The sequence below is a fragment of the Methylomonas lenta genome, from assembly GCF_001644015.1.
GTDB classification, from domain to species: domain Bacteria; phylum Pseudomonadota; class Gammaproteobacteria; order Methylococcales; family Methylomonadaceae; genus Methylomonas; species Methylomonas lenta.
The window spans coordinates 22933-48301 of record NZ_LUUI01000157.1; the positions used below are offsets into that span (position 1 = coordinate 22933).

Sequence of the window (25369 nt, forward strand, 5' to 3'; positions counted from 1 at the left end):
ATTTCCTGGTTAACCTGATGTAGTGGTTTTAGCCGTAACAAGGCTGCTATTGTCTGGAAAAGGCATTCTTCCTAATGCTTTTTCCAGAACTTCATCCTGGTTATAGATGTCGCGGTAAAAATGGATTTGGTTATCCTGATCGACAAATGTAGTAGTGTAAAAAAACAATACCGGAATCGGATTACTTAATGATACCCGGCGGGTTTTAGAGCCGGACATAGCTTGTTGTATGGCTGCCAAATCCCAGTTGGTTTCTGGTTGGTTGCCCAACACAAACTCAGCCAATTTTTCAGCCTCAGCAACTCTGACGCAACCATGACTTAAATCACGCTGATTGCGGTTAAACAAACTAGGTGATGAGGTGTCATGTAAGTAAACATCTTCTTTGTTTGGGAAAATGAATTTCACTTTACCCAGAGGGTTCTTTTTGCCGGGTCGCTGTCTGGCACGAACACGACCGTGTTTTATGTCGTCAAAAACGCTGTACCAGCCTGAGTCTTGTTTAGAGTAGAGCTGCACTAGTTCTATATCCTGGCTTTGTAGATAGCCAAGATTGTTATACATTTTGGGTAAAATCTCCTTTTTCATGATGCTGCTAGGAATATTCCAGTACGGCATGAATTCCAGGTATTTCATGTCTTCTAAAAGAACAGGCGTCTGGTTTTTCTCCGCTTTTCCGACGATGACTTTCATGCTCAATATGTCTGCTTCATTGACGGAATTGAATGCCCGCAACTGAAACGCTGGAATATTCACAATAATTACCGGACCAGTGATATCGTCGGGCAACCAGCGCAGTCTTTCCATGGCAAGTTCGATTTGCAGGATTTTTTGCTCAAGTGACTGATTTAGTTTTGCGGCAGTTTCTTTGCCAATAATGCCGTCTGCTTGTAAATTGTTTTGACGTTGAAATTCTTTTACGCCGGCCTGTAATTTTTTTGAATAAAATTTTTCAGGTTGCAAGTCTGCCGTTTCCGGAGTCATCGCATTTAGGGTGATAAGTCTTTGACGTAGTTCATCAAGTTGAGGGTGGTGCTCGCCAGGGCGTAGTGCTTTTTCAAAAATCAATGGCTCGAAATTGCCATCTGCTGGCGCTTTACGGTAGTCGGCTAGAATCTGCTTTAGTTGTTGGTATTGTTTATATTTTGGTTGCGCAGCTTCAGGTAATTGGGCCACAGAGTGTTGATCAATCGCCTGTTTGATCAGATGGGCAGCCTCTATAAACTGTTTGGAGCCAAATGGGCTGGGGTAGTTAAGTTGCTGAGGATTGACTCGGCCATGATGTAAATCATTCACAAAACGCAATAAGGCTATCGATAAAGCGGTGTCGAATTTAGCCAGTTCGTTAATTGCGCTGGGAGGTATTGCGGTTGCAAGTTCGAAGGTTTGCTTTAGGACATCGGCATCGTAATCTCTTGGATCCAGTCCATCGGCACCCGCATTAGTTAAAATGGCTAAGGCTGCGTCTATGTTTGTTTGTGATTGGGAGTCGCCCAACCACAAAAACTGGTTGTTAGCTAATTGATAAAGACTAAGTAGTTGGTCGGCTTGTTTTGAAAAGTCGGGTTTTATCAATAAAGAATTTTGTTTTTCAGCTATCAGTGTCGAAATGGCTGCGGCTGGGGTATTGTTTGGCTGTACCTCGTCAGCGGATGTTGGTTGCGAGGGGGAAAACAAAACCAAAATAACGGGCAATAGTTTGCCGGTATTGAATGCCAGTTTTTTTAAGCCAATGTTATGTAAAAAATTTAATCGAGTAGTCACGGTGCACCAAACTATGCTTAGGCTAACGCAAGTGGTATGTGTTTGCGTTTCGGGTAATACACACTTTATACAACAAATTCCCTGAAAATGATTATCTTAACGGCAAAAAATTAATATAAATGATAGGTTTTTGAGGTTGTCAGCTGTGTTTTAGAGCTGGATTGATGTTTTTTATGCAAATTAGGTTAACTAAACCTATTTTTCGATGCAGTCATTAATTAGAAGAAAGATGGTTAAGGTTGTGTCCGCAATATTTGCAATAGTGGGCATCATCGTCATGGCCAATTGCACCACAATTGGGACAGGCATCATTGCTAATGTTAGATTTTTTCACTGTTTTCATTAATTCCGAGCCGTAAATCCCTGTCGGCACGGCGAGGATGCCATAACCCATAATCATGATGATAGAAGCTGTAATTTGCCCTAGTGTGGTAATGGGAGCAATGTCGCCATAACCGACAGTGGTGAGCGTCACTATGGCCCAGTACATGCTTCGTGGGATCGAGGTAAAACCCGCATCCGAGCCTTCAATGACATACATTAAAGCCCCAAAAATGACTACCAGTGTCAAAACAGCGTATAAAAACACCAAGATTTTTGTGCGCGAATTGATTAATGCCGTCATTAGCATATTGGCTTCGCTGAGATAAACCGATAGCTTCATTACCCGAAAAATACGTAGCAAACGTAAAATGCGCACCACCATGGTGTATTGGGTTCCAGGCAAAAATAAGCCAATATAGTTTGGCAATATGGATACCAAGTCCACAATGCCATAAAAGCTGCGCATATATAGCCAGGGGTTTCGAACGCACAGTAGGCGTAGCAGATATTCCACGCTGAACAAGATTGTAAAAGTCCACTCTAGAGTTGCCAATAAATCAGCATTATGATTATGAAAATCCTCAACGCTATCTACCATTACTACAACAGCACTCAGTGCGATCATAACGATTAAGATGACATCAAAGCGTCTTCCTGTCTTGGTTTCAGAGCCAAAAATCACTTCGTTAAGCTTCTCTCGCCATGGTGAAAGCCTGGTCTGTTCGGTGATATCCGATTTGCGATAAATGGTTTTCATAATGTTAAGTGGTTAAGTAAAAACTCATCAGGTGCTTATTTTCCAGCGCCGGTAAAGCAGTTGCATGACAAAGCCTGTTTGAAGTAAAGCGCAGATTAAAGCGCCTGTAGCCGAGTCAGCCAATAGCGGGAAAAATAATGAGGCTAGCCCGGTTTGACCGAGAGCTTTGAATATTCCCGGAATAATTCCGTACAGCAATACGCCTGTTAACAAGCTTAAAGTGAGTGCTCGCTGTGGATTTTTGCCGTAACAAAAGTAAACATACAATGCGCAATCACGCAGTAAAATTAAAGCCAAAGCCAGTGGATAAAAATGAAATGCCGAGCTAAATTCGATGAGTGGGTGGCTAGAAAGGCTTAATTGTAATGCTGCTGGTAGCGTCAAAATAAAACTTAGCCACCAGATAGGCAATTCTTCTAAGCCACGCTGCCAATTGCCTTGTGAAAAATACATCAGCAGACGCTTAACGCGCATGGCATCGTTACGTTCGACCAAAACGCCGAGGTAAGTCAAACCCGAGCAAACTAAAAAAGCCGCTAGCGAAAATGTATAAAAGATGCTGGGTATAAATCCACCGAAATACACCGTCATAAATACACTGAACCCCAGCCAAACCCAGGGCCTAGTGCGTATCCCCAGTTCTTGCATCATCAGACGATAATTGCCTAGGCCGCACCAGAATATAGCCAGCAACAAGCTCACTTGATGAAACAATTGGCTGTCAATGGCGCTGGTATACCAATTAGTGTTAGCTAAAGGCCGGTTAAGGGGGGATGGGCTGGCTAATTCAGTTAACCAAGGGGCGATGGCTAAAAATCCCACGATAGCAACCAAAAAAATAGAGCTGTTTTTGCTTTGTCCGCGCTGCACAGCCAGCAATCCGAGTAATAAGCCGCCGTTTTGGACGAGTAGCCCAGCGCAAATGCTATAAAACAACAAAAGGGGCAGGGTGGCTTGGTTATCGGTAGACAGGCTGTACACTAGTAAACATATCGTTGCGGCGTACCAGACCATTACAGTGCTGCCGAAAAGTTTGCCCCAAGTCATGCTCCAAGGACCCAGGGCTGATAAGCGTTGTGTATCCCAAGTCCTATCCCGATACTCTTCAACGATGCTATCAATAGATTGCCGGGCACCCCACAATAGTGTGATGAGCATAAAAAGTATTAAGGCAGTTTGTGTTGTGGCACTGCCTAAGTGATATCCATCGATAAAATAACTTAAGGTAAAGATACAGCCCAGCACTAAAGGAATGCCAACTAAACGGGCTTGTGAGCACTCTAAATACAGTTGGCGTTGAAATTCCGGATTCAGATTCATGACGAATGCCTGATGGTTTGCAGATAAGTATCTTGAAGATTGCTGGTGGCGGGCGCAAATTCGCAGACAGGCAGGTTTAATGCTAGCAATGCTTTTAAAGTAGCATGCTGTAGCTGTGAATCATCAGCTATTTGCAGTAGCGCCAATTTATTGTGTTCAATATTCAATACAATAATGTCCGGCAGCGATTGAAGTAAGGCGGCCAGATTGTCAACCGCATGTGCGAGTAGTAATTTGAAAGGCTTGTTAATAGTTGAGTTTTTAACACCCACTTGCTCAACTATTCGTCCTTTGCGCATGACCAGCATTTCCGTGCAATAGGCTTCCAATTCGGCCAGAATATGGGATGACACTAATAATGTCATGCCCTGGTGCTGTAGCTCCAAAAACAGCTCCGCCAGTTCGTGTCTGGCTTCCGGATCCAGCCCTGAGGCCGGTTCGTCCAGTAGAACCAGTTTGGGTTTGTGAATAATGGCCTGGGCGATAGCCACGCGTTGCCGTAAGCCGCGAGAGAGTTCGTTAGGCCGCATATTCAGACGGTCATCGATAGATAAACGATGGCTCACATCAACAATAGCAGCCTCGCAATCCTGATCAGGAATACCTTGGGCACGAGCCACAAAATGCAAACATTGCCGAACCGTTAGGCGTTGATAAAGTCCGAAGAAGTCAGATAAATAACCAATCATACGATGGCAATCCCTTGGCTGTTCCAAGACATCAATGCCAGCAATGTGTATAGAGCCACTGACAGGTTGATCCAATGCCGCCATGCAACGTAGCAAGGTGGTTTTGCCGGCGCCATTGGGGCCCACCAGTGCTGTAATACTGCCTTGATTGATGCGAAATGACACCTCATCCAGCGCCCTTAAGCCAGGATACTCAAAAATCAGCTTATCAACTGTAATCATCTGTGATTGCTCTGTGTATGGAGTGAGTATTGTAGCCTTCAAATATAATTTGCGGATATTTCGCACCATCTGCACACCACATTAGTCCAAGTTGGTGCAAATATTTCGCTTAAGGGTTAGCGAATCGGCGTTGCTGGGCTGTTGTTGGAAATTTTTGGAACGGTATGCATTTTGCATGCTTATCCATCTGTCGATAGCTTTTTCTATGCTAGGATTTTTGTGGATCGGAGTCGCTTGGCTGCCTGCAGATCAGGAAACTGTTATCATTTAACTTTTAAAAATACCCAGGAGAGAGTGAATGCACAACGTCACGTTGATTAAAGGTGATGGTATTGGTCCTTCGATTATGGATGCCGCAGTGGCGGTCATCAATGCAAGCGGCGCAAAAATAAACTGGTTGGAAGCCGAAGCCGGCATGTCTGCTTATGAAAAGACTGGGAACCCTTTGCCGGATGCCACCATGCAATCAATTGACGCAACACGAGTCGCTTTTAAAGGTCCGTTAACTACTATGGTTGGCGAAGGTTTTAGAAGCATCAACGTCGAGCTGCGCAAAAAATACGATCTTTACGCCAATGTACGTCCAGCCAAAAGCTGGCCAGGTGTTAAAACCCGTTACGAAAACGTAGATATTGTGATCGTGCGTGAAAACACCCAGGGTTTGTATGCGGGACTGGAACATTTTTTAACACCGCAAAAAGACATTGCCGAGAGTTTGGCTGTGGTGACTAAAGATAGTTCGGAGCGCATCGTTGAATATGCTTTTAAATATGCCATCGATAACGGTCGCAACAAAGTCACGGTCTGCCATAAAGCCAATATTCTTAAATTCACTCAAGGTCTGTTTTTAAATGCCGCGCGTGAAGTAGCCAAAAAATATCCACAGATTGAATTCGACGAAAAAATTATCGATGCCGCTTGTATGCACATGGTAATGAAGCCGGAGCAATTCGACGTGGTGGTGACCACCAACATGTTTGGTGACATTTTGTCTGATTTGACAGCCGGCCTGGTCGGCGGCTTAGGCTTGATTCCGGGTGCCAACATCGGCGCCGATGCAGCCCTTTTTGAAGCCGTACATGGCAGCGCACCCGATATCGCCGGCAAAAATATCGCCAATCCAACTGCGGTGATGATGGCCGGTGTCATGATGTTGAATCATCTGGGTGAACATGAAGCGGCAACCCGCATGCTGAATGCGATCGAAAAAGTGGTCAACGAAGGTGTATATGTGACGCCGGATCTGAATCCAAATAGCAGCTGCGGTACCAAGGAAATGGGCCAGGCTATTGTTGATGCTATGGTTTAACTTAAAAACCAATACTGATTTTAGGGTGGATGGTGTTTAAATCCACCCGACACTATTTTCCAAATTCCTCTGGGTTATTCTTATGTTAGAACAATACCGTAAACATGTTGCCGAACGCGCTGCTGAAGGCATCGTTCCTAAGCCACTGGATGCCGAACAAGTTGCGGCGCTGGTGGAATTATTGAAACAGCCGCCGGCTGCCGAAGCAGCCTTTATTCTGGATTTGTTGACCAATCGAGTGCCTGCCGGTGTTGATGAAGCGGCTTATGTTAAAGCCGCATTTTTAGCTGATGTCGCTAAAGGTGTGGCTGTATCGCCTATTGTTTCGCCGCAAAAAGCCACCGAATTATTAGGCACCATGTTGGGTGGCTACAACATCGCTCCGTTGGTCGAGTTGCTGGATCATGCCGATTTGGCGCCGATTGCGGCCAAGGCCTTGTCACATATCCTGCTGATTTTCGATGCCTTTCACGACGTGCAGGAAAAAGCCGAAGCGGGTAATGTGTTTGCCAAACAGGTGCTGCAATCCTGGGCGGATGCCGAATGGTTTACCGCCAAACCGGAAGTGCCGGAAAAATTGACGGTTGCGGTTTTCAAAGTCAGCGGCGAAACCAATACCGACGATTTATCACCGGCACCGGATGCCTGGTCGCGGCCGGATATCCCGTTGCACGCCAAAGCCATGCTGAAAATGCCGCGCGAAGGCATTACCAACGCCGAACAACAAATCGACGATCTGAAAACCACAGGCTTTCCGGTGGCTTACGTCGGCGATGTGGTCGGTACCGGTTCCTCGCGTAAATCCGCCACCAACTCGGTGTTGTGGTTTATGGGCGATGATATTCCGTATATTCCCAACAAACGCGCCGGTGGTGTTTGTATTGGTAGCAAAATTGCGCCGATATTTTTTAACACCATGGAAGATTCCGGCGCCTTGCCTATCGAGTGTGATGTCAGCGCCATGCAAATGGGCGATGTGATCGACATTTATCCCTATCAAGGCGTAGTCAAGCGTCACGGCAGCGACGAGGTGGTGTGCGAATTTCAACTAAAAACCGAAGTCATACTGGATGAAGTGCGCGCCGGCGGTCGGATTCCGTTGATCATCGGTCGCGGCCTGACCGATAGGGCGCGCAAAGCTTTGGGTCTGCCGGTGTCGACCGTGTTTCGCATCCTGGCGGCGGTGGCCGACAGCGACAAAGGTTTTACTTTGGCGCAAAAAATGGTCGGCAAGGCTTGCGGTTTGCCGGGCGTGCGTCCGGGCAGTTATTGCGAGCCCCGCATGACTACGGTTGGCTCGCAAGATACCACCGGCCCGATGACCCGCGATGAACTGAAAGATTTGGCCTGCTTGGGTTTTTCTGCGGATTTGGTGATGCAGTCCTTTTGCCACACCGCAGCCTACCCGAAACCGGTCGATGTCACCATGCAACACACCTTGCCGGATTTCATCATGACTCGTGGCGGCGTATCGCTGCGTCCCGGCGATGGCATCATTCATTCCTGGCTAAACCGCATGCTGTTGCCGGATACGGTGGGCACCGGCGGCGATTCGCATACCCGCTTTCCGATCGGGATTTCCTTTCCAGCCGGTTCCGGCTTGGTGGCCTTTGCCGCCGCCACCGGCGTGATGCCGTTGGATATGCCGGAATCAGTTTTGGTGCGTTTTAAAGGAACTATGCAGCCCGGTATTACCTTGCGCGATTTGGTTAATGCAATTCCGTATGCAGCGATTCAGCGCGGTTTATTAACGGTTGCAAAACAGGGTAAGAAGAACGTGTTCTCCGGACGGATTTTGGAAATCGAAGGACTGCCGGATCTAAAAGTGGAGCAAGCGTTTGAGCTTTCAGATGCTTCCGCTGAACGTTCTGCCGGCGGTTGTACTATCAAGCTCAACGAGGCACCGATTCGCGAATACCTTAATTCCAACATTACCTTGTTGAAATGGATGATTGCCGAAGGTTACGGCGATGTGCGCACCATTCAGCGTCGCATCAAAGCCATGCAAGAGTGGCTGGAAACGCCAGTGTTGATGCAGGCCGATGCCGATGCCGAATACGCGGAAATCATTGAAATAGACATGGATCAGATCACCGAGCCGCTGATGGCTTGTCCGAACGATCCGGATGACATAAAACCCTTGTCTGAACTGGCCAATACCAAAATCGATGAAGTGTTTATCGGTTCCTGTATGACTAATGTCGGTCATTTCCGTGCTGCCGGCAAACTACTGGAAAAAGCAAATGCTTTACCAACCCGTTTATGGGTGGCGCCACCGACCAAAATGGACCAGGCGCAGTTGGTGGAAGAGGGCTACTACAGCACCTTTGGTAAAGTGGGTGCGCGTACCGAAATGCCGGGTTGTTCCTTGTGCATGGGTAATCAGGCGCGGGTGGCGGAAGGTTCGACCGTAGTGTCCACCTCGACCCGCAATTTCCCAAACCGTTTAGGCAATGGCGCCAATGTCTATCTGGCCTCGGCGGAACTGGCTGCGGTATGTTCGTTGTTGGGTAAAATCCCTACGGTAGAAGAATACATGCAGTATGCGGCGACGATAGATGAAACCAGTGCCGATACCTATCGCTATCTAAATTTCAATCAGTTGCAAAGCTATCAAGACAAGGCAGATCTAGTCTCATAAACAACAAGCTCCGATTCCCGTTGGCTGGCGGGAATCGGACAATTTTCGAGAATACTGCTAATCTTATCCAACCTGCAATTTGCACTGAGATTGATCTTGGAAAAAGATATTACAACCGAGCTCTATGTTTTAGAAAACTATCTGGATGGTATGCTGGACCGTGTTCAACACAACAGCCTAACGCTAAAACGGCTACAGTCTTTTGAAATGCGTTTATTGGGTTTGGACACGTTGGCTGAAATTATCGAATATATTTTGAGTGAAACTAAGACGTTGTTCGCTCTGGATATCGTTAGTTTGTGTCTGCAGGATGCCAAAGACGAAATAGCCGATTATTTAACCAGTGACCATTACCCCTATGAAACTCGGGAAGGTCTGCTATTGACCAAAGATGACAGTGTGTTCAAGCGGGTATTTGATTTTAATCAGCGACCCTTGTTAGGAATTTATAAGGCTGAAATCTATTCTGCATTTTTCCCTACCGAATCTCTAAGTCCTTCCTCAGTGATATTGGCCCCTTTAATTAGACAAGGTAGATATTTAGGCTCTTTGAATTTAGGCAGCTATCGGTCAGATCGGTTTATACGCAATATGGCCACTGATTTTATTGAGCATTTGGCATCCGTGATGAGTGTTTGCCTGGAAAATACCCTGATTATAGAAACCATTCGTCGCACCAGCCTGATTGATCCATTAACAGGTGTCAATAATCGGCGATTTCTGGAACAACGAATAGAAGAAGAGTTAGCTCGTTGCATGCGTACCAGGTTGCCATTGTCTTGTTTATTTCTGGATATCGATTTTTTTAAACGTATTAACGATAATTTTGGACATCAAGCCGGTGATCATGTACTGGCTTTAATCGCTGCCTCGATTAAAAAACAACTGCGAAATAATGATGTGTTATCACGTTTTGGTGGAGAGGAGTTCGTGGTTTTGCTTGCGGAAAGCGACGAAAAAAATGCAGGAGAAATTGCCGAACGGATACGCAGCAACATTGCGGCTTTGGCCGTTGAAATTAATGGTCAAGCTATGCCGGTAACAATTTCAATTGGAACGTCTACCTTTGATCCCTGTCAAGCCAGCACAAGTCCTGTTTTGGCAAAAGCCAATGCGTTAATTCAATCTGCTGATGCGGCTTTATACGAAGCTAAGCGCGAGGGTAGAAATCGGGTGAAAAATAGTGGGGTGGTTTTAGATAATTTGTTGAAGCAAGCCTGACAGGCCGGAAGCTGCAGGGTGCAGCTTCATTGGCCCTCTTTTTTTCGGATAGAATCGATTATGTCGCTATGCTGACCGTTGATGAAATTAATGATTTCACGGCGGCCTATCTCAGTTGTGATGCCTTGTTTCTGTAAAATATTCAATAACTTATCAAACTGTAGGCGCCTTTTTTGGCCCTGGCTGGAATTATCCCGACGCGAATTAAACTCATCCATCAGCGTTGATCCGCACGCGCAGTTTCTGAAAACCTCAACAATGGCGGTGCCATTGTCTTCTATTGCTTCTTTCAGTGAGCTGCGGCCGTTGGGCATGTTTTGGGTTTCAGATAAAAATTGATCACTGTTTTTGTACACTTTGCCGCAAACTGAGCATTTTTTGGGAAAAGAAGATTCAAATAAAGCGCTAAGTCCTTGAAAATATTCGTCTGTATTATGCATACGCTTAGTTCTCTAATGATAGAAGGCTGTTTAATTCGTCAATAACAGAGCTGGCTCTGATGTTGGTTAAGCAATCAGTATGACCTAAGGGGCAAACCCTTTTAAAACAAGGTGAACAGCTTAAGCCGGCATACAGGATTTTGGCTTTATCATTTAATGGTGGGGTAAACGTGGGGTCGGAAGAGCCATAAATAGCGATTAGATTTTTGCTTAAAGCGCTGGCAACATGCATTAATCCCGAGTCATTACTGACAACAGCATCAACTAGCGATAATAAGTCTACAGCTTCGCCAAGACTGGTTTTTCCAGCGAAATCGATACAAGCGTTGTTGGTCAGTTGGTTGATTTCTTCAGTAACGGTTTGGTCTTTGGCCGAGCCTAAGAGCCAGACTTGCCAGCCCAATTTAATTTGTTGTCTGGCAACTTCAGCGAAGTGCCCCGCAGGCCAGCGTTTTGCTTCACCATATTCGGCACCTGGGCATAAAGCCAAAATTTTCCGATTTTCAGATAATTTATATTTTTCTAAGACCTGTTTCTGGCGTTCAGGGTTAATTTTGAAAGCAGGTTTAGGGAAATCTGTCAGCTTGTTTGTGTTTGATTGAGGTGCTAAAGCGACAAAACGTTGCACTGTTTTGGTCAGTTTGGTTTTATCCAGGCGGTGCGCATCATTTAGCAAACCCCAGCGAAATTCGCCTACGTAGCCCGTTCTTAAAGGTATGTTGGCGAAAAAAGGCGTCAGCGCAGATTTCCAGGTGTTAGGTAGCAGTATGGCTTGGTCATAATGATGTTTTTGTAAGTCCTGACCTAATTTTATGCGGGTTAACAGTCCTAATTTACCGCGTTTGACTGGCATTTCAAAAGCTAATGTAACTTCGGGCATATAGCTTAATAATGCCAGTGTTCCTGGCGGTGCAATCACATCAATTTGACAGTCCGGGTGTTGCTGTTTTAAACGGATGAACAGGCTTTGCGCCATCACCATATCACCCACCCAGGACGGTGCTACGACTAGAAATCGCATGTGTTATTTGGCCGCAAAATTAAAGCTATCATCCACCGGTTCGATTTGAAATACTCGATTAGGCATGTGGGTGTTGTGGGTTTTTTCTCGGCCGTCTTTGTCGCGCTCGCGCAAATTAAAGGTATTACAGTCGGCGATAAGATGGGTGCCGAACGGGGTTTCGATTGCGTCTTGAACCCATTTAACCGGGAAATAGCGATTGGTTCCGGGGATGGTTTGAGTCAGTTTAAAGTTTTTATCAAACAACAGCACTTCACCCTTACGTGAATTAGAAAGCATATAACCACCGGAATGTGGCCGGATGTGATGTGCGCCGTTTAAATCGTTGATGACAACTTCATGGGTTAAGGTTGCTCTGTCAATACGGATGACTTTGCCTTGATAGAACAAAATAGTGAGTATTTTGTTGCTGTCGTAAGGGTCGACAATGGCTGAATTTAAGTGGGTCGTTTGTAAACGGCCGGGGTAGTTTTTTAAACGATGATCCATTTGCTTGTCGATGACGCGTTGGCCGCCGCCATAAGCTTGGTCATAGCCATGTTCAGTTGCCCACCATGACCAAATCAACTCACCCGACAAGTCAAATTCTAATAAAGCGTCTACACCGCTAGCTGTGACCAATAGTCCGCGTTCGGTCCGACGCAACGAACGGACTTGTGTCATTAAAGGGCTGCGGATTTCCAGGTCGATTTCACCCTTGTCGTTCATTCTGGCGATATGTTCATCACCGGAAACGCCATCTGCGCTACAAGGTAAGCCTGTTATGAAATACAGGCCTTCACCTGTTACATATTGCAGTCCAAAAGGTTTAACCGGATTTATTTCGCCCAGTGATTTAATGCCACCCAATGCACCGTTATGTTCGAATAACTCTAATTTTCCGCCAGGCAAGCCTCTAAACACATCATTGGACTTGTCTTTGCCTCTGATGATGCGGTTTAACCTAAACTTGACATAATCCCAGTTGGTTTGCGGGTAAGAAACGACAAATTTCATGCTGTGTGCTCTCAAGGTTTATTGTTTTTATGGGAGGGAATGGTGTTGGATAGTCATTTGCATGAATTTATGCATCTTTTGGGGCTGCAAAAATTAAGGCTAACGAAAATATTCACTACCCGGCTGATTGTTGTAGTCTGTAATTATTCACAAAATAGCGGCTTCTGCAATTGGCTTGTAACATTTTGCTGGGTTTTAGCTGGATGATTGTGGCTTGATACACGTCGTTTTAGCACTCAGGCTATAAAGCTAGGTGGGATGAATCAAACCAGGAGACGGAGTAGTATGCCGCCTTGAGGTCACTCACCTAGCCAGGTCCTAAGACTTGGCTAGGTGAGTTTGTTCTGGCAATGAATGCTGGCAAATATTAGGCGTAAACTGAATTAACCTCAGCCAAACACCCAGTTACTTTCCAAACAGAAATTGTAAGGTAAGGTTTGCCGACCACTCGGGACTGTTTTGATCAGGTCGAATCGGGTTGTAATAGGCTTCTAGTTTTGTGTTGAGGGCATGTTTACCGATTGGTAATACTTTGCCGAAACCACCACCCACGGGTACTGTCCAGTGTTGATTAGTCTGGCTACCCCAATTGGCAATCATGTCCATGTCAGAAGTCAAATACCAGCCGTCAGACAGGTTGTAGTTAACAAAAGGCTCCAAAATCATTTGGCTTACGCTATGACGGCTATCGTTGCCGAAGACTGACCAGATTTGTTTGATACTAACGCCGGCTGTCCAAGGTCTGGGTTGGGTTACAAATGTTAGCGCAGGGCCAACGCTGAATTTACCGCTACCGAGTTCTCGCGATCTGCGATCTTCAGTGTCACTCATCAATGTATCGGTTGGAAACACAAAAGTCGGTCCGAAGCCTATCATAAAACTATCGGATATGGGGGCAGTAAAAAGTGAGGTTAATGTTGTATCACCTAAACCGGCTACGCCATTGCCCGGATAAGGTTCCGGTAATTCGGCAATACCGTTTACAGCACCCGGCGTGCCAATAAAATTCAAGGATAACTGATTAATCATATGCCAATCGTTACCCAGCGCGACTGGAATGATAGGTTTGATGCTGCCGATAGATACATCTCCATTATCAGCACCCCCGTGTTGAGTGTATTCTAAAGGAATGCTATAGGTTGGGCTTAAAGGATTTTGTGCTTTGTAGGCAAATCGTTCGGCTTGTTTGTCAGCTTGATAGCCGGTCTCTTCTGCAGATAGAGGGTAAGAACTAAGTCCAAGCAATAAGCCAGCTAAAGCAGGTAGTTGGTGCAATATTTTGTGTTTTTGGGTCATTTTATCTCCATTATTTAAGCTGAGAGCCCTCTATTCAGAATAAGTATAGTTAGCGATAAGGCTTATGTGGACTAATTTCACTGCTATCGATAATACCGTACCATTTTAGTGCAAAATTATGTTTTGATGAAGTGGATTTTAGCGGTACAGGTATTTTTTTTAGTTTTTTAACTGGCATCGCTAAAATGGTTAATATTGCCTGTTTCTGATCAACGCAGCCCTTTGTAATAATTTGTTATCTTCTATAAATTAAGATGATTAAACACATTGTCCTCTATGCTATACGCCCACGTTTTAAAAAACATCCGCTTTGATGCGCTTTTTACTTTATTCTGAGCGGCATTATTTGCGCCCATAATCTATTGGGTTAACTATTACTTTATCTGTCGCCATTCCCATAAATGAGCAAAAAAACTGATTTTTCCAATTTCGATTTTGTTAGAGATTTTTTTCATCGTTTTTTACCTAATTCGCAGGTTGTGTCGCTGGCAATCAGTCTGATTGTCGGATCGTTGTTGATTTATAGCCTGCTAGGTTTATTGATGCCGGTTTTTGCAGCCATCGTATTGGCATATTTGCTGGAAGGCTTGGTGCATAAAGTCGAACGTTTGCCTACACCCAGGGTTTTAGCGGTTCATTTAGTGTTTTTCGCCTTTTTAACTGCGCTGGGATTTGTATTGTTTGTGCTGTTACCTATGGTTTCGGAGCAGACTGTGCAATTGGTGCAACGTATTCCGGAGATGGTATACAGTGCGCAAATTCAGATTATGCGATTGCCTGAAATGTATCCCGAGATTATTACTCAGGCTAGAATTCGAGAAATTATGTTTTCCATCCAGCAGGATTTGTTGAAGTATGGCCAAGATCTAATATCCGGTTCCGCGCAATCATTTGCCGGCTTGTTGGCAGCTGTGATTTATCTGTTTTTAGTGCCAATGATGGTGTTTTTCTTTATGAAAGACAAAGATATGTTAATCGGCTGGTTTGCACAGTTTTCTCCTCAAGATATGACATTGACACAGCGGGTTTGGCAGGAAGTGGATATACAAATTGCTAACTATGTCAGAGGTAAATTCGTCGAGGTTTTTATCCTGTGGGCGGCCAGTTATATAACCTTTAGTTTGTTGAAATTAAACTATGCCATGTTGTTGGCGGTATTAATGGGATTGTCGGTAGTGATTCCCTATGTAGGGGCTACCCTAGTGACTTTTCCTGTGTTAGGCGTGGCTTATGTCCAATGGGGTATGAGTGATGGTAATGAATTCATGTACATATTAATAGCCTATTGCATTATTCAAGCCATGGATGGAGTGGTATTAGTGCCATTACTATTTTCCGAGGCGGTTAATCTGCATCCGATTGCTATTATTGTGGCCATTTTATTTTTTGGTGGTACCTGGGGGTTTTGGGGGGTGTTTTTCGCCATCCCGTTGGCTACCTTGGTTAAAGCAGTGTTAACAGCATGGCCGCAGTCGGGGCAAATGCCTGATCTCAGTGTTAATCAGCAGGAACGCGAAGTTCAAGGCTGAATTTCAAAGGGGGTAATCTTTAGTGGTTTATCCATAAAGGGTTTAGGCATGTTTGAGTCGGCACCCAAACCCTTTGTGTATTGCCTTAACAACTGTCTTGTTACCTTTTGCGCTGGCTTATAAGTTGTCTGATGCGTAATCAGCCAGACGTGAACGTTCACCGCGTTTTAATGTGATGTGAGCACTATTTTCCCAGCCTTTAAAACGGTCGACGACATAGGTTAAACCGGAACTAGTAGCCGTCAGATAAGGGGTGTCAATTTGCGACAAATTACCAATGCAGATGATTTTGGTGCCCGGCCCGGCCCGGGTAATCAGGGTTTTCATCTGTTTGGGGGTCAGGTTTTGCGCCTCGTCGATTATCAAATAGCGATTTAAAAAAGTACGTCCACGCATAAAGTTTAAAGAACGGATTTTTACCCGATTCATCATCACGTTATGGGATGCGCCTTGTTCCCAGTCGGTGCTGCCGGAGCGGCTACCGAGTAATTCCAGATTGTCCATCAAAGCACCCATCCATGGCGCCATTTTTTCTTCTTCGGAGCCGGGTAAAAATCCGATATCTTCACCTACCGGCATGGTTTCTCGCGTCATGATGATCTCAATATACGCTTTTCGTTCTAATGTTAGGGTTAGGCCGGCGGCCAGAGCCAGCAGGGTTTTGCCGGTGCCGGCTGCGCCCAAAAGGGTGACGAAGTCGACGTTGGGGTCGAGCAGGGCATTCAAGGCAAAGTTTTGTTCACGGTTTTTTGCGTTGATACCCCAGATGTTGTGATGCTTGTTGCGATAGTCCAAGGCTAATTGTAAGACAGCGGTTTCGCCATCGCAGGATTTAACAATGGCTTCAAAGCCGGATTCGTCATCTATATACAGAAATTGATTTGGATACCAGTCGGCCACATGCGGGCCATGAATCCGGTAAAACGTTTGATTGTTTTCTTGCCAGGATTCCATTTTACTGCCGTGCTCTTCCCAGAAATCAGCCTCTAATGCCATAGAGCCACTGTAGAGTAAATCGATGTCTTCAATGGTTTGGTCGTTATGGTAATCCTCGGCATTAATTTGTAATGCAGCAGCTTTAATGCGCATATTGATGTCTTTAGATACCAGTATGACATTGACTTCGGGATATTCTTTAGTTAAGGCCAGTACTATGCTGAGGATGGAGTTATCGGCAATTTGTCCTGGCAAATCGTCTGGTAGTAAATGTTTCAGTTGCCGGGTTTGAAAAAACAGCCGGCCAGGTTGCTCGATATTGTTGCCAGCGGGGCCGTGTTCGATAAGTGATAATGGCAAACCATCATTGATGGTTTGTTGGTCTGCATCCTGAATCAGCTCATCCAAAAAGCGGCTGACTTGCCGCACGTTACGAGAAACGTCGGATAGGCCTTTTTTGGCGTGATCCAGTTCTTCCAAAACCACCATCGGAATAAATAGATTGTGTTCCTGGAAGCGAAAAATAGATGCAGGATCGTGCATCAATACGTTGGTGTCGAGTACAAATAGTTTTTTGCTGGTGGATTGAATGTTCATGGTTGCCCTGTGAATTTATGAATTATTATTCTCTGTCACTTTTAGTGTTTTTACTCTAACTGTAGACTAGGCGTCAAATCAAGCTGATGCACGCTAGGTGATGGTTCACAACATTAGATTGAGTGGTTTGTGTTGCTTGTTCAATTACACTAGAATGTAGAGCTGATGAAGGTTTCTTATTGATTTCTAGTTTACATTCGGTGTATGGATGTTTATGCATGTCATCTTTAGAATCAAAGCAACCGAATCTAGATTGGAGTCATTTTAAAGAAATTGTGCAATTGCTGACTGTCTCTGTGGCGCAAGTTGAGGCTGGTCTGAAATTGGCTAGTAAATCTGTCGGCGTATTGGGCGAGTCTTTTACGAGTATGGCTGAAGACATCAATGCTATCCAGGTGATTTTGACAAGCTCGAATTCTTTTAATTCTTAATATATCCTAAATAATTGATGAAAAACAAAGTCTTATTGGTCTTTTTGCCTATAATGTTGTCGCTTGCGGCTTGTACGACAGTCAATGAGAAGCCACCCAAGTCCGTTGCCAAAGTCGTTAAGCCCAAAAAGCCATTACCAGCTCAACCGACTGCTAAAAATACCAAGCCCATTGTGCCAAAAAAGCCGACGCCAGGTAGTGGTACAGCAACCTACGCCATCGATAATGGTAAGAATAATTTCAAGGTTGAGTCCAGTATGCCAGCCATGCAAGAGGAATCTTTGCTGTCGCCAACGGGGTTGCCTTCGGCAACTGGTCAATCAGCACAACCAGTACAAGCGATTCCGGCGTTTCAGGTTGAAGATGCTCGCATACCGGCAGGTACCTCTCCCGCAGTGGTCGCCTTGTTGACTGACGCAGAGCGCAATCGGGCTTCGGGCGATTTGGATGCCGCAGTGGTTTCCACCGAACGTGCCTTGCGCATAGATTCGCGCAATCCTACTTTGACTTATAAATTAGCTCAGCTAAGAATCAAGCAAAACAAACCGCAGATGGCAGAAGAGTTAGCCGGCAAAGCAGCTTTACTGGCGGGTGGCGATTTGGATTTAAAACGCAAAAGCTGGTTGTTGATTGCCGAGGCCAGGCGCATGCAGCAAAACTACTCGGGTGCTAAAGAAGCCAAAGCTAAGGCAGACAGTTTTTTCGGTCATTGATGTTTAAGGTTTACATTCAGTGACTGATTTAGCCGAGATATTTGGCAGCGATGGTGCGTTAGCTGAGGTCATTACCGGCTATTCACCCCGGGCCGGGCAAATCGAAATGGCACAGACTATTGCCGATGCCATTGATAAACAGCAACACCTGATTGCCGAGGCCGGCACCGGCACCGGCAAAACCTTTGCCTATCTGATACCGGCAATTTTATCGCGCAAAAAAGTCATTGTTTCCACCGGCACCAAGAATTTGCAGGATCAGCTGTTCAGTAAAGACTTGCCGCTGATCCGCAAAGTGTTATCCCGTATCCCATTTAAAGCCAGCTTGTTAAAAGGCCGGGCTAATTATTTGTGTACCTATCGGCTGGAGCTGGCTTTAAATACTGCCTTTGGTTATAGCAAAGAAGAGGCTGCCGCATTAGCGCAAATCAAAGCCTGGTCTAAACGCACCAAAGCAGGCGATATCTCTGAAGTCGCCGATGTGCATGACGGTGATCCGGTTTGGTTTCATGCGACCTCCACTATTGACAATTGCCTGGGGCAAGACTGCCCGGATTATGCAGACTGTTTTCTCACCAAAGCCCGCAAACAAGCGCAGGAAGCCGATGTTGTAGTAGTGAATCATCATTTGTTGTGCGCGGATTGGTCGATTCGGGAAATCGGTTTTGGCGAGTTATTGCCGGATGCGGAAGTCGTTATCATCGACGAAGCACATCAATTGGCGGATACCGCATCCAATTTTTTGGGTGTCAATCTGAGTGGTAAGCAGCTTACCGATCTGGCCGATGACACCTTGGCCGAATATCATACCGATGCCAAAGATATGCCAGATTTGCGCAGCGCCTGCGAAGACTTGCAATTAGAAGTCAAGGATATGCGGCTGGCGTTTGGCTTGGAATTACGCCGCGGCGACTGGCTGGATATTGAAACCAATCCCAAAATTGCCGGTGCACTGGAGTCGTTACAAAAACAACTCGCTCGGCTGACCGATCAATTAGAACGTGCTTCGGTACGTAGTAAAGGTCTGGAATCCTGTTTCGATCGAGCTGAAACGCTGGATATGCATTTAGAAACCCTGATTAAGGATAAAGACGGTCAGTGGATTAAATGGTACGAAACCTATAGTAAATCCTTTACCCTCAGCCGCACGCCGCTGGATATTGCCAAAGAATTTCGTGGTTTTATGGCGCGACATAAAGCCAGTTGGATTTTTACCTCGGCTACCCTTAGTGTGGCTAATAATTTTGTGCATTTTGCCAAAAACTTAGGTCTCAGTAGTGCGCTAAGTCAAAGCTGGGAAAGTCCATTTGATTATCCCAATCAAGCTTTGTTTTATCATCCAAAAGGTTTGCCGCAACCCAGTGATCCTGAATTTACCGATAAAATTGTCGAATTTGCCCTGCCGGTACTGGAAGCTAGTCGGGGCAGGGCGTTTTTTCTGTTTACCAGTCACAGAGCTTTGCAAAGAGCCGCGCAATTGCTCGAAGGCAAAATCGATCACCCGATACTGGTACAAGGCAGTCGTTCCAAAGGCGTATTGTTGGATCAATTTAAGGAATTGGGTAATGCGGTGTTGCTGGCTACCGCCAGTTTTTGGGAAGGCGTGGATGTGCGCGGCGATGCCTTATCTTGCGTCATTATCGACAAGCTGCCGTTTGCCTCGCCAGGTGATCCTGTTCTGAAAGCTCGTATGAATGCCTTGGAAAAACAGGGGCGCAATCCATTTTTTGAACATCAATTACCCAGCGCTATCATCATGCTTAGGCAAGGGGTAGGGCGTTTGATACGCGATGTGAACGATAGAGGCGTGCTGATGGTTTGCGACCCGCGCTTATTAAAAAAATCTTACGGGCAGATGTTTCTCGATAGCGTACCGGCCATGAAGCGTAGCCGAGATATTGAAGATGTGCGGCAGTTTTTTGCAACAGAGGATCAGCAGTGAAATTATTAGCAGTAGAAACCTCTACCGATGCCTGTTCGGCAGCATTATTTATAGACGGTGAAATCAGGGAAAAATTTGAACTAGCTCCGCGCGAACATACCAAGCTGCTTTTGCCGATGATCGATGCCTTGATGGCTGATGCGGCGTTGAAGCCGCAGCAATTGGATGCTGTGGCGTTGAGTCGGGGGCCAGGCTCGTTTACCGGTGTGCGTATCGCTACCGGCGTTGCGCATGGGATTGCTTTTGGCGCTGATATTCCGGTGGTGTTGGTGTCGACGCTGGCTGCTATTGCTCAGGGTTTTTTCAATCAACAAGATGTTGATCTGTCTTTCACGGCGATGGATGCCCGCATGAATGAAATCTTTTGGGGTGTATACCAACGCAATGCGATAGGCCTTGCAGAGCTGTTGGGTGATGAGTTGGTTACGCCGGCAGCTGATGTAGTGTTTCCTGAACGTTTCGGTTTTGGGGTGGGTTCAGGTTGGGCGGTACAGGGTGATGTTTTGCGGGCTAGACTCGGCGATAAACTACAAGGCATTGTCAGTGTAGCCTGGCCACATGCTGCCTGCATTGCCCAATTGGCTGCGTATGATTTTGCCAACGGTTTAGCCGTGCCGGTCGAACAAGCCATGCCGGTCTACTTAAGAGATAAAGTCGCTAAAAAGCAGTCTGAAAGATAAGGTACAATGGCTGTTTTATTCAAGCCGTGAAACCTTCCAAATGGCCGAGTTCCTCGAAATTCACCCGCAAAACCCGCAGCCACGTCTGATTCAACAGGCGGTTAAAATTATTCGTAATGGCGGTGTCATCGTTTATCCAACAGATGCCTCCTATGCAATCGGTGCGCAAATCGGCGACAAGCAGGCCGCTGACACTATTCGCCGTATTCGCCGATTGAATGATGATCATGACTTTACCTTGTTATGTAATGAGTTATCGCAGGTGTCGACCTTTACCAAAATGGGCAACGATACCCATCGTTTGATTAAAACACTGACACCCGGCCCGTTTACCTTTTTATTGGATGCCACCCGTGAAGTGCCGCGTCGGCTGCAACATCCGAAAAAGAAAACCATTGGTGTCAGGATAACCGACAATCGCATTGCCCGGGCCTTGCTGGAAGAGCTCGGCGAACCGTTGTTGACCACGACGCTGATTTTGCCCGGCGAGGAACATGCGTTGGCCGATCCTTATGACATCAGACAAAAGCTGGATCGCGAACTGGATTTGATTATTGACGGTGGCATTATCGATTATCAACCGACCACCGTGATTGCCTGTATCGATGATGTTATCGAAATCGTCAGGCAGGGCATAGGTCATGCGCCTATGCTGGAGAATTGAACATGATGGACGAACTCACGCTGATACAGCGTATCGTAGTGTGGATTTTGCCGGTGATTTTTGCCATTACCGTGCATGAAGTGGCGCACGGCTGGATGGCTAAAAAATTCGGCGACAATACCGCTGATCAACAAGGACGGTTGACACTGAATCCATTGAAGCATATTGATCCGGTTGGCACTATCATTGTGCCCGGTTTGTTGTTGATTACTTTTACCGGTTTTATTTTTGGCTGGGCAAAGCCGGTGCCGGTGGATGCGCGTAATTTTAAAAACCCCAAAAAAGCCATGATGATGGTAGCACTAGCTGGGCCCTTAGCAAATTTGTTAATGGCCATCGGTTGGGCGGTTATAGCACGCATAGGCATCACTATCGAAGTGGAGTCTATCTCCATGCCATTGATCTATAGCGGAGTGGCCGGCATAACCATTAATCTGGTTTTGGCGCTGATCAACTTATTGCCGATCCCGCCGCTGGATGGTAGTCGGGTTTTGTCCGGCTTATTACCGGATTATTGGGCTTGGCAGTATAACAAATTGGAACGCTGGGGCTTTTTGATTCTGTTGTTGTTACTTGCAACCAATGTGTTGGGCCTGATCTTGGCTTATCCCATGTATTACGCTCAGCAGCTGTTTTTCAGCTTGGCCGGCATGTGAGTTTGCCTGTTCTGCTACAATAATGAGTGCTGTAGATCCACTAGTCGAAATCCTGCATGCGCCTTTTGCTCGCGTACAAGGCCAGCCCTATCAGGACGTGCCGGATGATTTGTACATCCCACCTGATGCCCTGGAAGTATTCCTGGATGCCTTTGAAGGACCACTGGATTTACTGTTGTATTTGATCCGCAAGCAGAATTTGGATATTCTCAATATCCCTATCGCTCAGATTACCCAGCAATACATCGGCTACATCGACATGATGGATAAGATGCGGCTGGAATTGGCGGCGGAATATCTGGTAATGGCGGCGCTGCTGGCGGAAATTAAATCCCGTATGCTGCTACCGCGACAACCGGAGAGCGAAGAGGAAGAAGACGATCCACGTGCCTTTTTGATTCGTAAACTACAAGAATACGAAGCCATTAAAAAAGCTGCGGAAGAAATTGACCTGTTGCCCAGAAACGAGCGCGACACGTTCGACGCGACAGTTGATGTCGCTACGGTAAGTGTGCAACAGGCGTTGCCGGATGTGCAACTCAAGGAATTACTACTGGCGTTTCAAGATGTGTTAAAACGTGTCCAGCAACTCAGTCACCACCAAATAACCAAAGAGCCCTTATCAGTCCGTGAACGAATGGCAGCCATTTTGGAAAAACTTAACCGAACAGATCAACTCCCTTTCGCAGCGTGTTTTACCCGAAGTGAAGGAAAAAACGGAGTGGTTGTCGCGTTTCTTGCCGTCCTTGAGCTCAGCAAAGAAAACATCATCGACATCTTCCAGTCTGCACCCTACGCCGACCTCAGCGTTAGAATCCGCTCTGCCGCCTGAGGTTGTTGTTGAAAAGGTTGTTGAAGAATCCGTTATTGCCGATGTTGTTATCGAAGCCAAGCCTAAACCGCGTAAACCGCGTGTCAAGCCTGAGCCGGTTGTGGTTGTTGTGCAAAGCAAAAGAAAGGTCACGCGCTTTCCTGCTGTTTGGACGGTTGAATTGCGCGCACATAAAACGCAGTCTATTGTCGCAATGCCAGACCGAAAAATCGCCTCGCGCCTGCCGCCTTTATGGGCAGTCGGTTTGCGGCGGAATAATCACCGTTCTAGTCTGATAGAGCGCGAACCCACTTTACCTGAACAGCCCATTGAGTGCGACGTGAATACCAAACGCATCGTAGAAGCCATCCTGTTTGCCGCCAATAAACCGATGACGATAAAGCAGATTCAAGCAGCCTTTCCCGAGTTGGAGCGGCCGGATACGCTGGAAATCCAAGTGGCGCTTGAAGCGATAGCCCAGGATTATCTAATTCGCCCCATTGGCCTGAAACAACTTGCTAGCGGTTATCGCTTTCAAGTCAAGGAAGGTATGGCGCCATGGGTAACGCGTTTGTTTGAAGAAAAACCCGCACGCTATTCCAGAGCCTTGTTAGAAACCTTGTCCATCATCGCCTACCGTCAGCCGGCCACCCGCGGTGAAATCGAAGATATACGCGGTGTTGGGGTTAGCTCCAGTATTATCCATACCTTGCTGGAGCGGGAATGGATACGCGTGATCGCCCACAAAGAAGTACCTGGGCGTCCAGCCCTGTACGGCACCACCAAACAATTTCTAGATTATTTCAACCTAACCTCTTTAAGCCAATTACCTACACTGGACGAAATCGCCGATTTTGATTTCAGTCACGAACAACCACAGGAACACCGTGAAAGATCGCAAACCGAACTCACCGAAACAGTACAAACCGAATTCCGATCCGCAGAGCAGGAAACCGAAGCCGATTCGCCAGCCGAAGCCGACAGTGGCGCCGAAAACCGAACACTTCACTAAAGCGGCCAGTGAAGGCGGTGAACGCATTCAGAAGTTACTAGCCAGGGCAGGGGTCGGCTCACGAAGGGAAATCGAGCGCTGGATGGAAGAAGGCAAGCTCACGGTCAACAATAATCAGGTTCAGCCCGGTTATCATCTAAAGCCCGGCGATTTCCTGCAAATTAATGGTCGGGTGGTGAAATGGGAGAAATACGCCGAGCAGCCTACTAGGGTATTGGTGTATCACAAGCCTGTGGGTGAATTAGTCACTCGTCGCGACCCGGAAGGTAGACCGGTGATTTTTACCCAACTGCCACGGTTGTCAGTCGGGCGTTGGATAGCTGTCGGTCGCTTGGATATCAATACCTCCGGTTTAATACTGGTGACCAATAATGGTGAACTTGCCAATCGCTTGATGCATCCATCTCGCGAGGTCGAACGTGAATATGCAGTGCGTATTTTGGGCGAAGTGGACGAAGCCATGATGGAACGCTTACGCAATGATGTAGAGCTGGAAGACGGCCCGGCGCATTTCGATGCGGTACGATTTTATGCCGGAGAAGGGGCCAATAAATGGTTTTACGTTACCGTCAAACAAGGTCGTAATAGGCTGGTCAGGCGCTTGTGGGAATCTCAGGGCGTCAAAGTCAGTCGTTTGATTCGTGTGCGTTACGGCGACATTACTTTGCCGGAACGGGTCAGGTCGCATTCATTTTACGAGCTGGAGCATAAAGAGCTTGCGGCTTTGATCGAGTTTGTCGGCTTATAGTTTTTACCCGGGAAAATCAAGCACTAACAGCTGGATAAGGTGAGCGTCCGGGCTGACTAAGTTAGCCTGGACTTTTAAGGTGGAAGTGTCTGCTAAAAGGATTATTTAACGCTATATCCGCGGGCTTCCAGGCAAGCGGCTTCAGCACGGTTAAAGTTGGATGAAGCCGTATTTTTGTTACTGTCGTATTTATTAATTCCGCGTTTTAATGCGCCACCTGTTGCACCGATGGCGGCACCTTTACCTGCATTTCCGGCAATGGCACCGATGGCTGCGCCCGCGGCGGCTCCTCTAAATCCGCCGCGCAAACCTTCTTTGGCGGCGCTGCCATTATTGGATTGATTGGCACTGGAGCTGGCTTGTTGATTGGCCCAGTTACTACACTCATAACGGTCTCTGGACATCTGATCCTGGCTCTGTCCTTTTGCAGGGTAAACAATGGGTGCACCGTTGCTCCAGGCGTCTTGGGCTGAGACCAGTGCTGGAAAACTGGCAGTGGCAAGCAGAATAAGGAGTGACTTTGAGTGTTGGTTAATGCGTATCTTCATGTTTTACCTTATGTGTTGTTATAGCTAAAGAGGGTTGGTTTTGCTATACGGTTAGGAATATGCATGGAATATCATATGCAAGAATCCTGTGTAGGTGCGGAT

23 protein-coding genes are annotated in these 25369 nt (G+C 46.4%); 13 read left to right on the forward strand and 10 right to left on the reverse strand.

Annotated elements, in window-relative coordinates; genetic code table 11:
• Positions 1–9 precede the first annotated feature (9 nt).
• The 4 genes from A1359_RS19715 to A1359_RS19730 form a co-directional block, all read right to left on the reverse strand.
• Complete coding sequence (locus A1359_RS19715) at positions 10–1764, reverse strand: L,D-transpeptidase family protein (RefSeq protein ID WP_232322401.1); 1755 nt, start codon at positions 1762–1764, stop codon at positions 10–12.
• A gap of 214 nt (positions 1765–1978) precedes the next feature.
• Positions 1979–2845 (reverse strand): ion transporter, encoded by an 867-nt coding sequence (locus tag A1359_RS19720; protein ID WP_066987552.1) that lies wholly within the window; start codon positions 2843–2845, stop codon positions 1979–1981.
• Positions 2846–2872: 27 nt separating this feature from the next.
• Positions 2873–4165: a hypothetical protein gene (locus A1359_RS19725; RefSeq protein WP_066987555.1), complete on the reverse strand. Its 1293-nt coding sequence runs from the start codon at positions 4163–4165 to the stop codon at positions 2873–2875.
• Complete coding sequence (locus tag A1359_RS19730) at positions 4162–5076, reverse strand: ABC transporter ATP-binding protein (RefSeq protein WP_066987557.1); 915 nt, start codon at positions 5074–5076, stop codon at positions 4162–4164. The genes A1359_RS19725 and A1359_RS19730 overlap by 4 nt, the downstream gene beginning before the upstream one ends.
• A 298-nt stretch (positions 5077–5374) precedes the next feature.
• Between A1359_RS19730 and A1359_RS19735 the strand changes: the two genes are divergently transcribed.
• The 3 genes from A1359_RS19735 to A1359_RS19745 all read left to right on the forward strand — a co-directional run bounded on the left by A1359_RS19735 (position 5375) and on the right by A1359_RS19745 (position 10247).
• Positions 5375–6385, forward strand: coding sequence for an isocitrate/isopropylmalate dehydrogenase family protein (locus A1359_RS19735; protein ID WP_066987561.1), 1011 nt, complete (start codon positions 5375–5377; stop codon positions 6383–6385).
• 82 nt (positions 6386–6467) lie between these two features.
• Positions 6468–9026: a bifunctional aconitate hydratase 2/2-methylisocitrate dehydratase gene (gene acnB, locus A1359_RS19740; protein WP_066987564.1), complete on the forward strand. Its 2559-nt coding sequence runs from the start codon at positions 6468–6470 to the stop codon at positions 9024–9026.
• A gap of 96 nt (positions 9027–9122) precedes the next feature.
• Positions 9123–10247, forward strand: coding sequence for a GGDEF domain-containing protein (locus A1359_RS19745; RefSeq protein ID WP_066987599.1), 1125 nt, complete (start codon positions 9123–9125; stop codon positions 10245–10247).
• 26 nt (positions 10248–10273) lie between these two features.
• Here the strand turns inward: A1359_RS19745 and A1359_RS19750 are convergent, their stop codons facing one another.
• The 4 genes from A1359_RS19750 to A1359_RS19765 all read right to left on the reverse strand — a co-directional run bounded on the left by A1359_RS19750 (position 10274) and on the right by A1359_RS19765 (position 14000).
• Entirely contained in the window at positions 10274–10687 is a 414-nt protein-coding gene (locus tag A1359_RS19750; RefSeq protein WP_066987567.1) for an oxidoreductase, read from the reverse strand.
• A 4-nt stretch (positions 10688–10691) separates the two neighbouring features.
• Positions 10692–11708 carry a lipopolysaccharide heptosyltransferase II gene (waaF, locus tag A1359_RS19755; RefSeq protein ID WP_066987570.1) on the reverse strand — a complete coding sequence of 339 codons (1017 nt, stop codon included), beginning with the start codon at positions 11706–11708 and terminating at the stop codon, positions 10692–10694.
• Between the two features lie 3 nt (positions 11709–11711).
• The gene (locus A1359_RS19760; protein ID WP_066987573.1) at positions 11712–12704 is read right to left on the reverse strand and encodes a hypothetical protein; all 993 of its coding nucleotides are present in this window, start codon (positions 12702–12704) and stop codon (positions 11712–11714) included.
• A gap of 405 nt (positions 12705–13109) precedes the next feature.
• Complete coding sequence (locus tag A1359_RS19765) at positions 13110–14000, reverse strand: hypothetical protein (protein ID WP_083960735.1); 891 nt, start codon at positions 13998–14000, stop codon at positions 13110–13112.
• 401 nt (positions 14001–14401) lie between these two features.
• Here A1359_RS19765 and A1359_RS19770 point away from each other — a divergent pair, with 401 nt between their 5' ends.
• Positions 14402–15529 carry an AI-2E family transporter gene (locus tag A1359_RS19770; protein ID WP_066987575.1) on the forward strand — a complete coding sequence of 376 codons (1128 nt, stop codon included), beginning with the start codon at positions 14402–14404 and terminating at the stop codon, positions 15527–15529.
• A gap of 117 nt (positions 15530–15646) precedes the next feature.
• Here the strand turns inward: A1359_RS19770 and A1359_RS19775 are convergent, their stop codons facing one another.
• Positions 15647–17062, reverse strand: a complete 1416-nt coding sequence (locus A1359_RS19775; RefSeq protein WP_066987577.1) for a PhoH family protein — start codon at positions 17060–17062, stop codon at positions 15647–15649.
• A 218-nt stretch (positions 17063–17280) separates the two neighbouring features.
• On the opposite strand from A1359_RS19775, the gene A1359_RS19780 reads away from it, so the two are divergent.
• From A1359_RS19780 to rluB, 9 genes are read left to right on the forward strand one after another with little or no spacing between them, the layout of a single operon-like run.
• The gene (locus A1359_RS19780) at positions 17281–17493 is read left to right on the forward strand and encodes a hypothetical protein (RefSeq protein ID WP_066987579.1); all 213 of its coding nucleotides are present in this window, start codon (positions 17281–17283) and stop codon (positions 17491–17493) included.
• A 17-nt stretch (positions 17494–17510) separates the two neighbouring features.
• Complete coding sequence (locus A1359_RS19785; protein ID WP_066987581.1) at positions 17511–18206, forward strand: tetratricopeptide repeat protein; 696 nt, start codon at positions 17511–17513, stop codon at positions 18204–18206.
• Positions 18207–18225: 19 nt separating this feature from the next.
• Complete coding sequence (locus tag A1359_RS19790) at positions 18226–20148, forward strand: ATP-dependent DNA helicase (protein WP_066987583.1); 1923 nt, start codon at positions 18226–18228, stop codon at positions 20146–20148.
• On the forward strand, positions 20145–20828 hold the full coding sequence (gene tsaB / locus A1359_RS19795; RefSeq protein WP_066987585.1) for a tRNA (adenosine(37)-N6)-threonylcarbamoyltransferase complex dimerization subunit type 1 TsaB: 684 nt from the start codon (positions 20145–20147) through the stop codon (positions 20826–20828). The genes A1359_RS19790 and tsaB overlap by 4 nt, the downstream gene beginning before the upstream one ends.
• A 40-nt stretch (positions 20829–20868) precedes the next feature.
• Positions 20869–21492 (forward strand): L-threonylcarbamoyladenylate synthase, encoded by a 624-nt coding sequence (locus A1359_RS19800; RefSeq protein WP_066987587.1) that lies wholly within the window; start codon positions 20869–20871, stop codon positions 21490–21492.
• A gap of 2 nt (positions 21493–21494) precedes the next feature.
• Complete coding sequence (locus tag A1359_RS19805; RefSeq protein WP_066987589.1) at positions 21495–22148, forward strand: site-2 protease family protein; 654 nt, start codon at positions 21495–21497, stop codon at positions 22146–22148.
• A 22-nt stretch (positions 22149–22170) separates the two neighbouring features.
• Entirely contained in the window at positions 22171–22980 is an 810-nt protein-coding gene (locus tag A1359_RS19810) for a segregation and condensation protein A (protein WP_066987591.1), read from the forward strand.
• Positions 22895–23971 (forward strand): SMC-Scp complex subunit ScpB, encoded by a 1077-nt coding sequence (gene scpB, locus A1359_RS23575; protein ID WP_332310101.1) that lies wholly within the window; start codon positions 22895–22897, stop codon positions 23969–23971. Before A1359_RS19810 ends, scpB begins: the two co-directional genes overlap by 86 nt.
• Positions 23943–24719: a 23S rRNA pseudouridine(2605) synthase RluB gene (gene rluB, locus A1359_RS19820; protein ID WP_157200610.1), complete on the forward strand. Its 777-nt coding sequence runs from the start codon at positions 23943–23945 to the stop codon at positions 24717–24719. Before scpB ends, rluB begins: the two co-directional genes overlap by 29 nt.
• A 101-nt stretch (positions 24720–24820) precedes the next feature.
• On the opposite strand, the gene A1359_RS19825 is transcribed toward rluB, so the two are convergent.
• Complete coding sequence (locus A1359_RS19825) at positions 24821–25267, reverse strand: glycine zipper family protein (RefSeq protein WP_066987593.1); 447 nt, start codon at positions 25265–25267, stop codon at positions 24821–24823.
• Positions 25268–25369 lie beyond the last annotated feature (102 nt).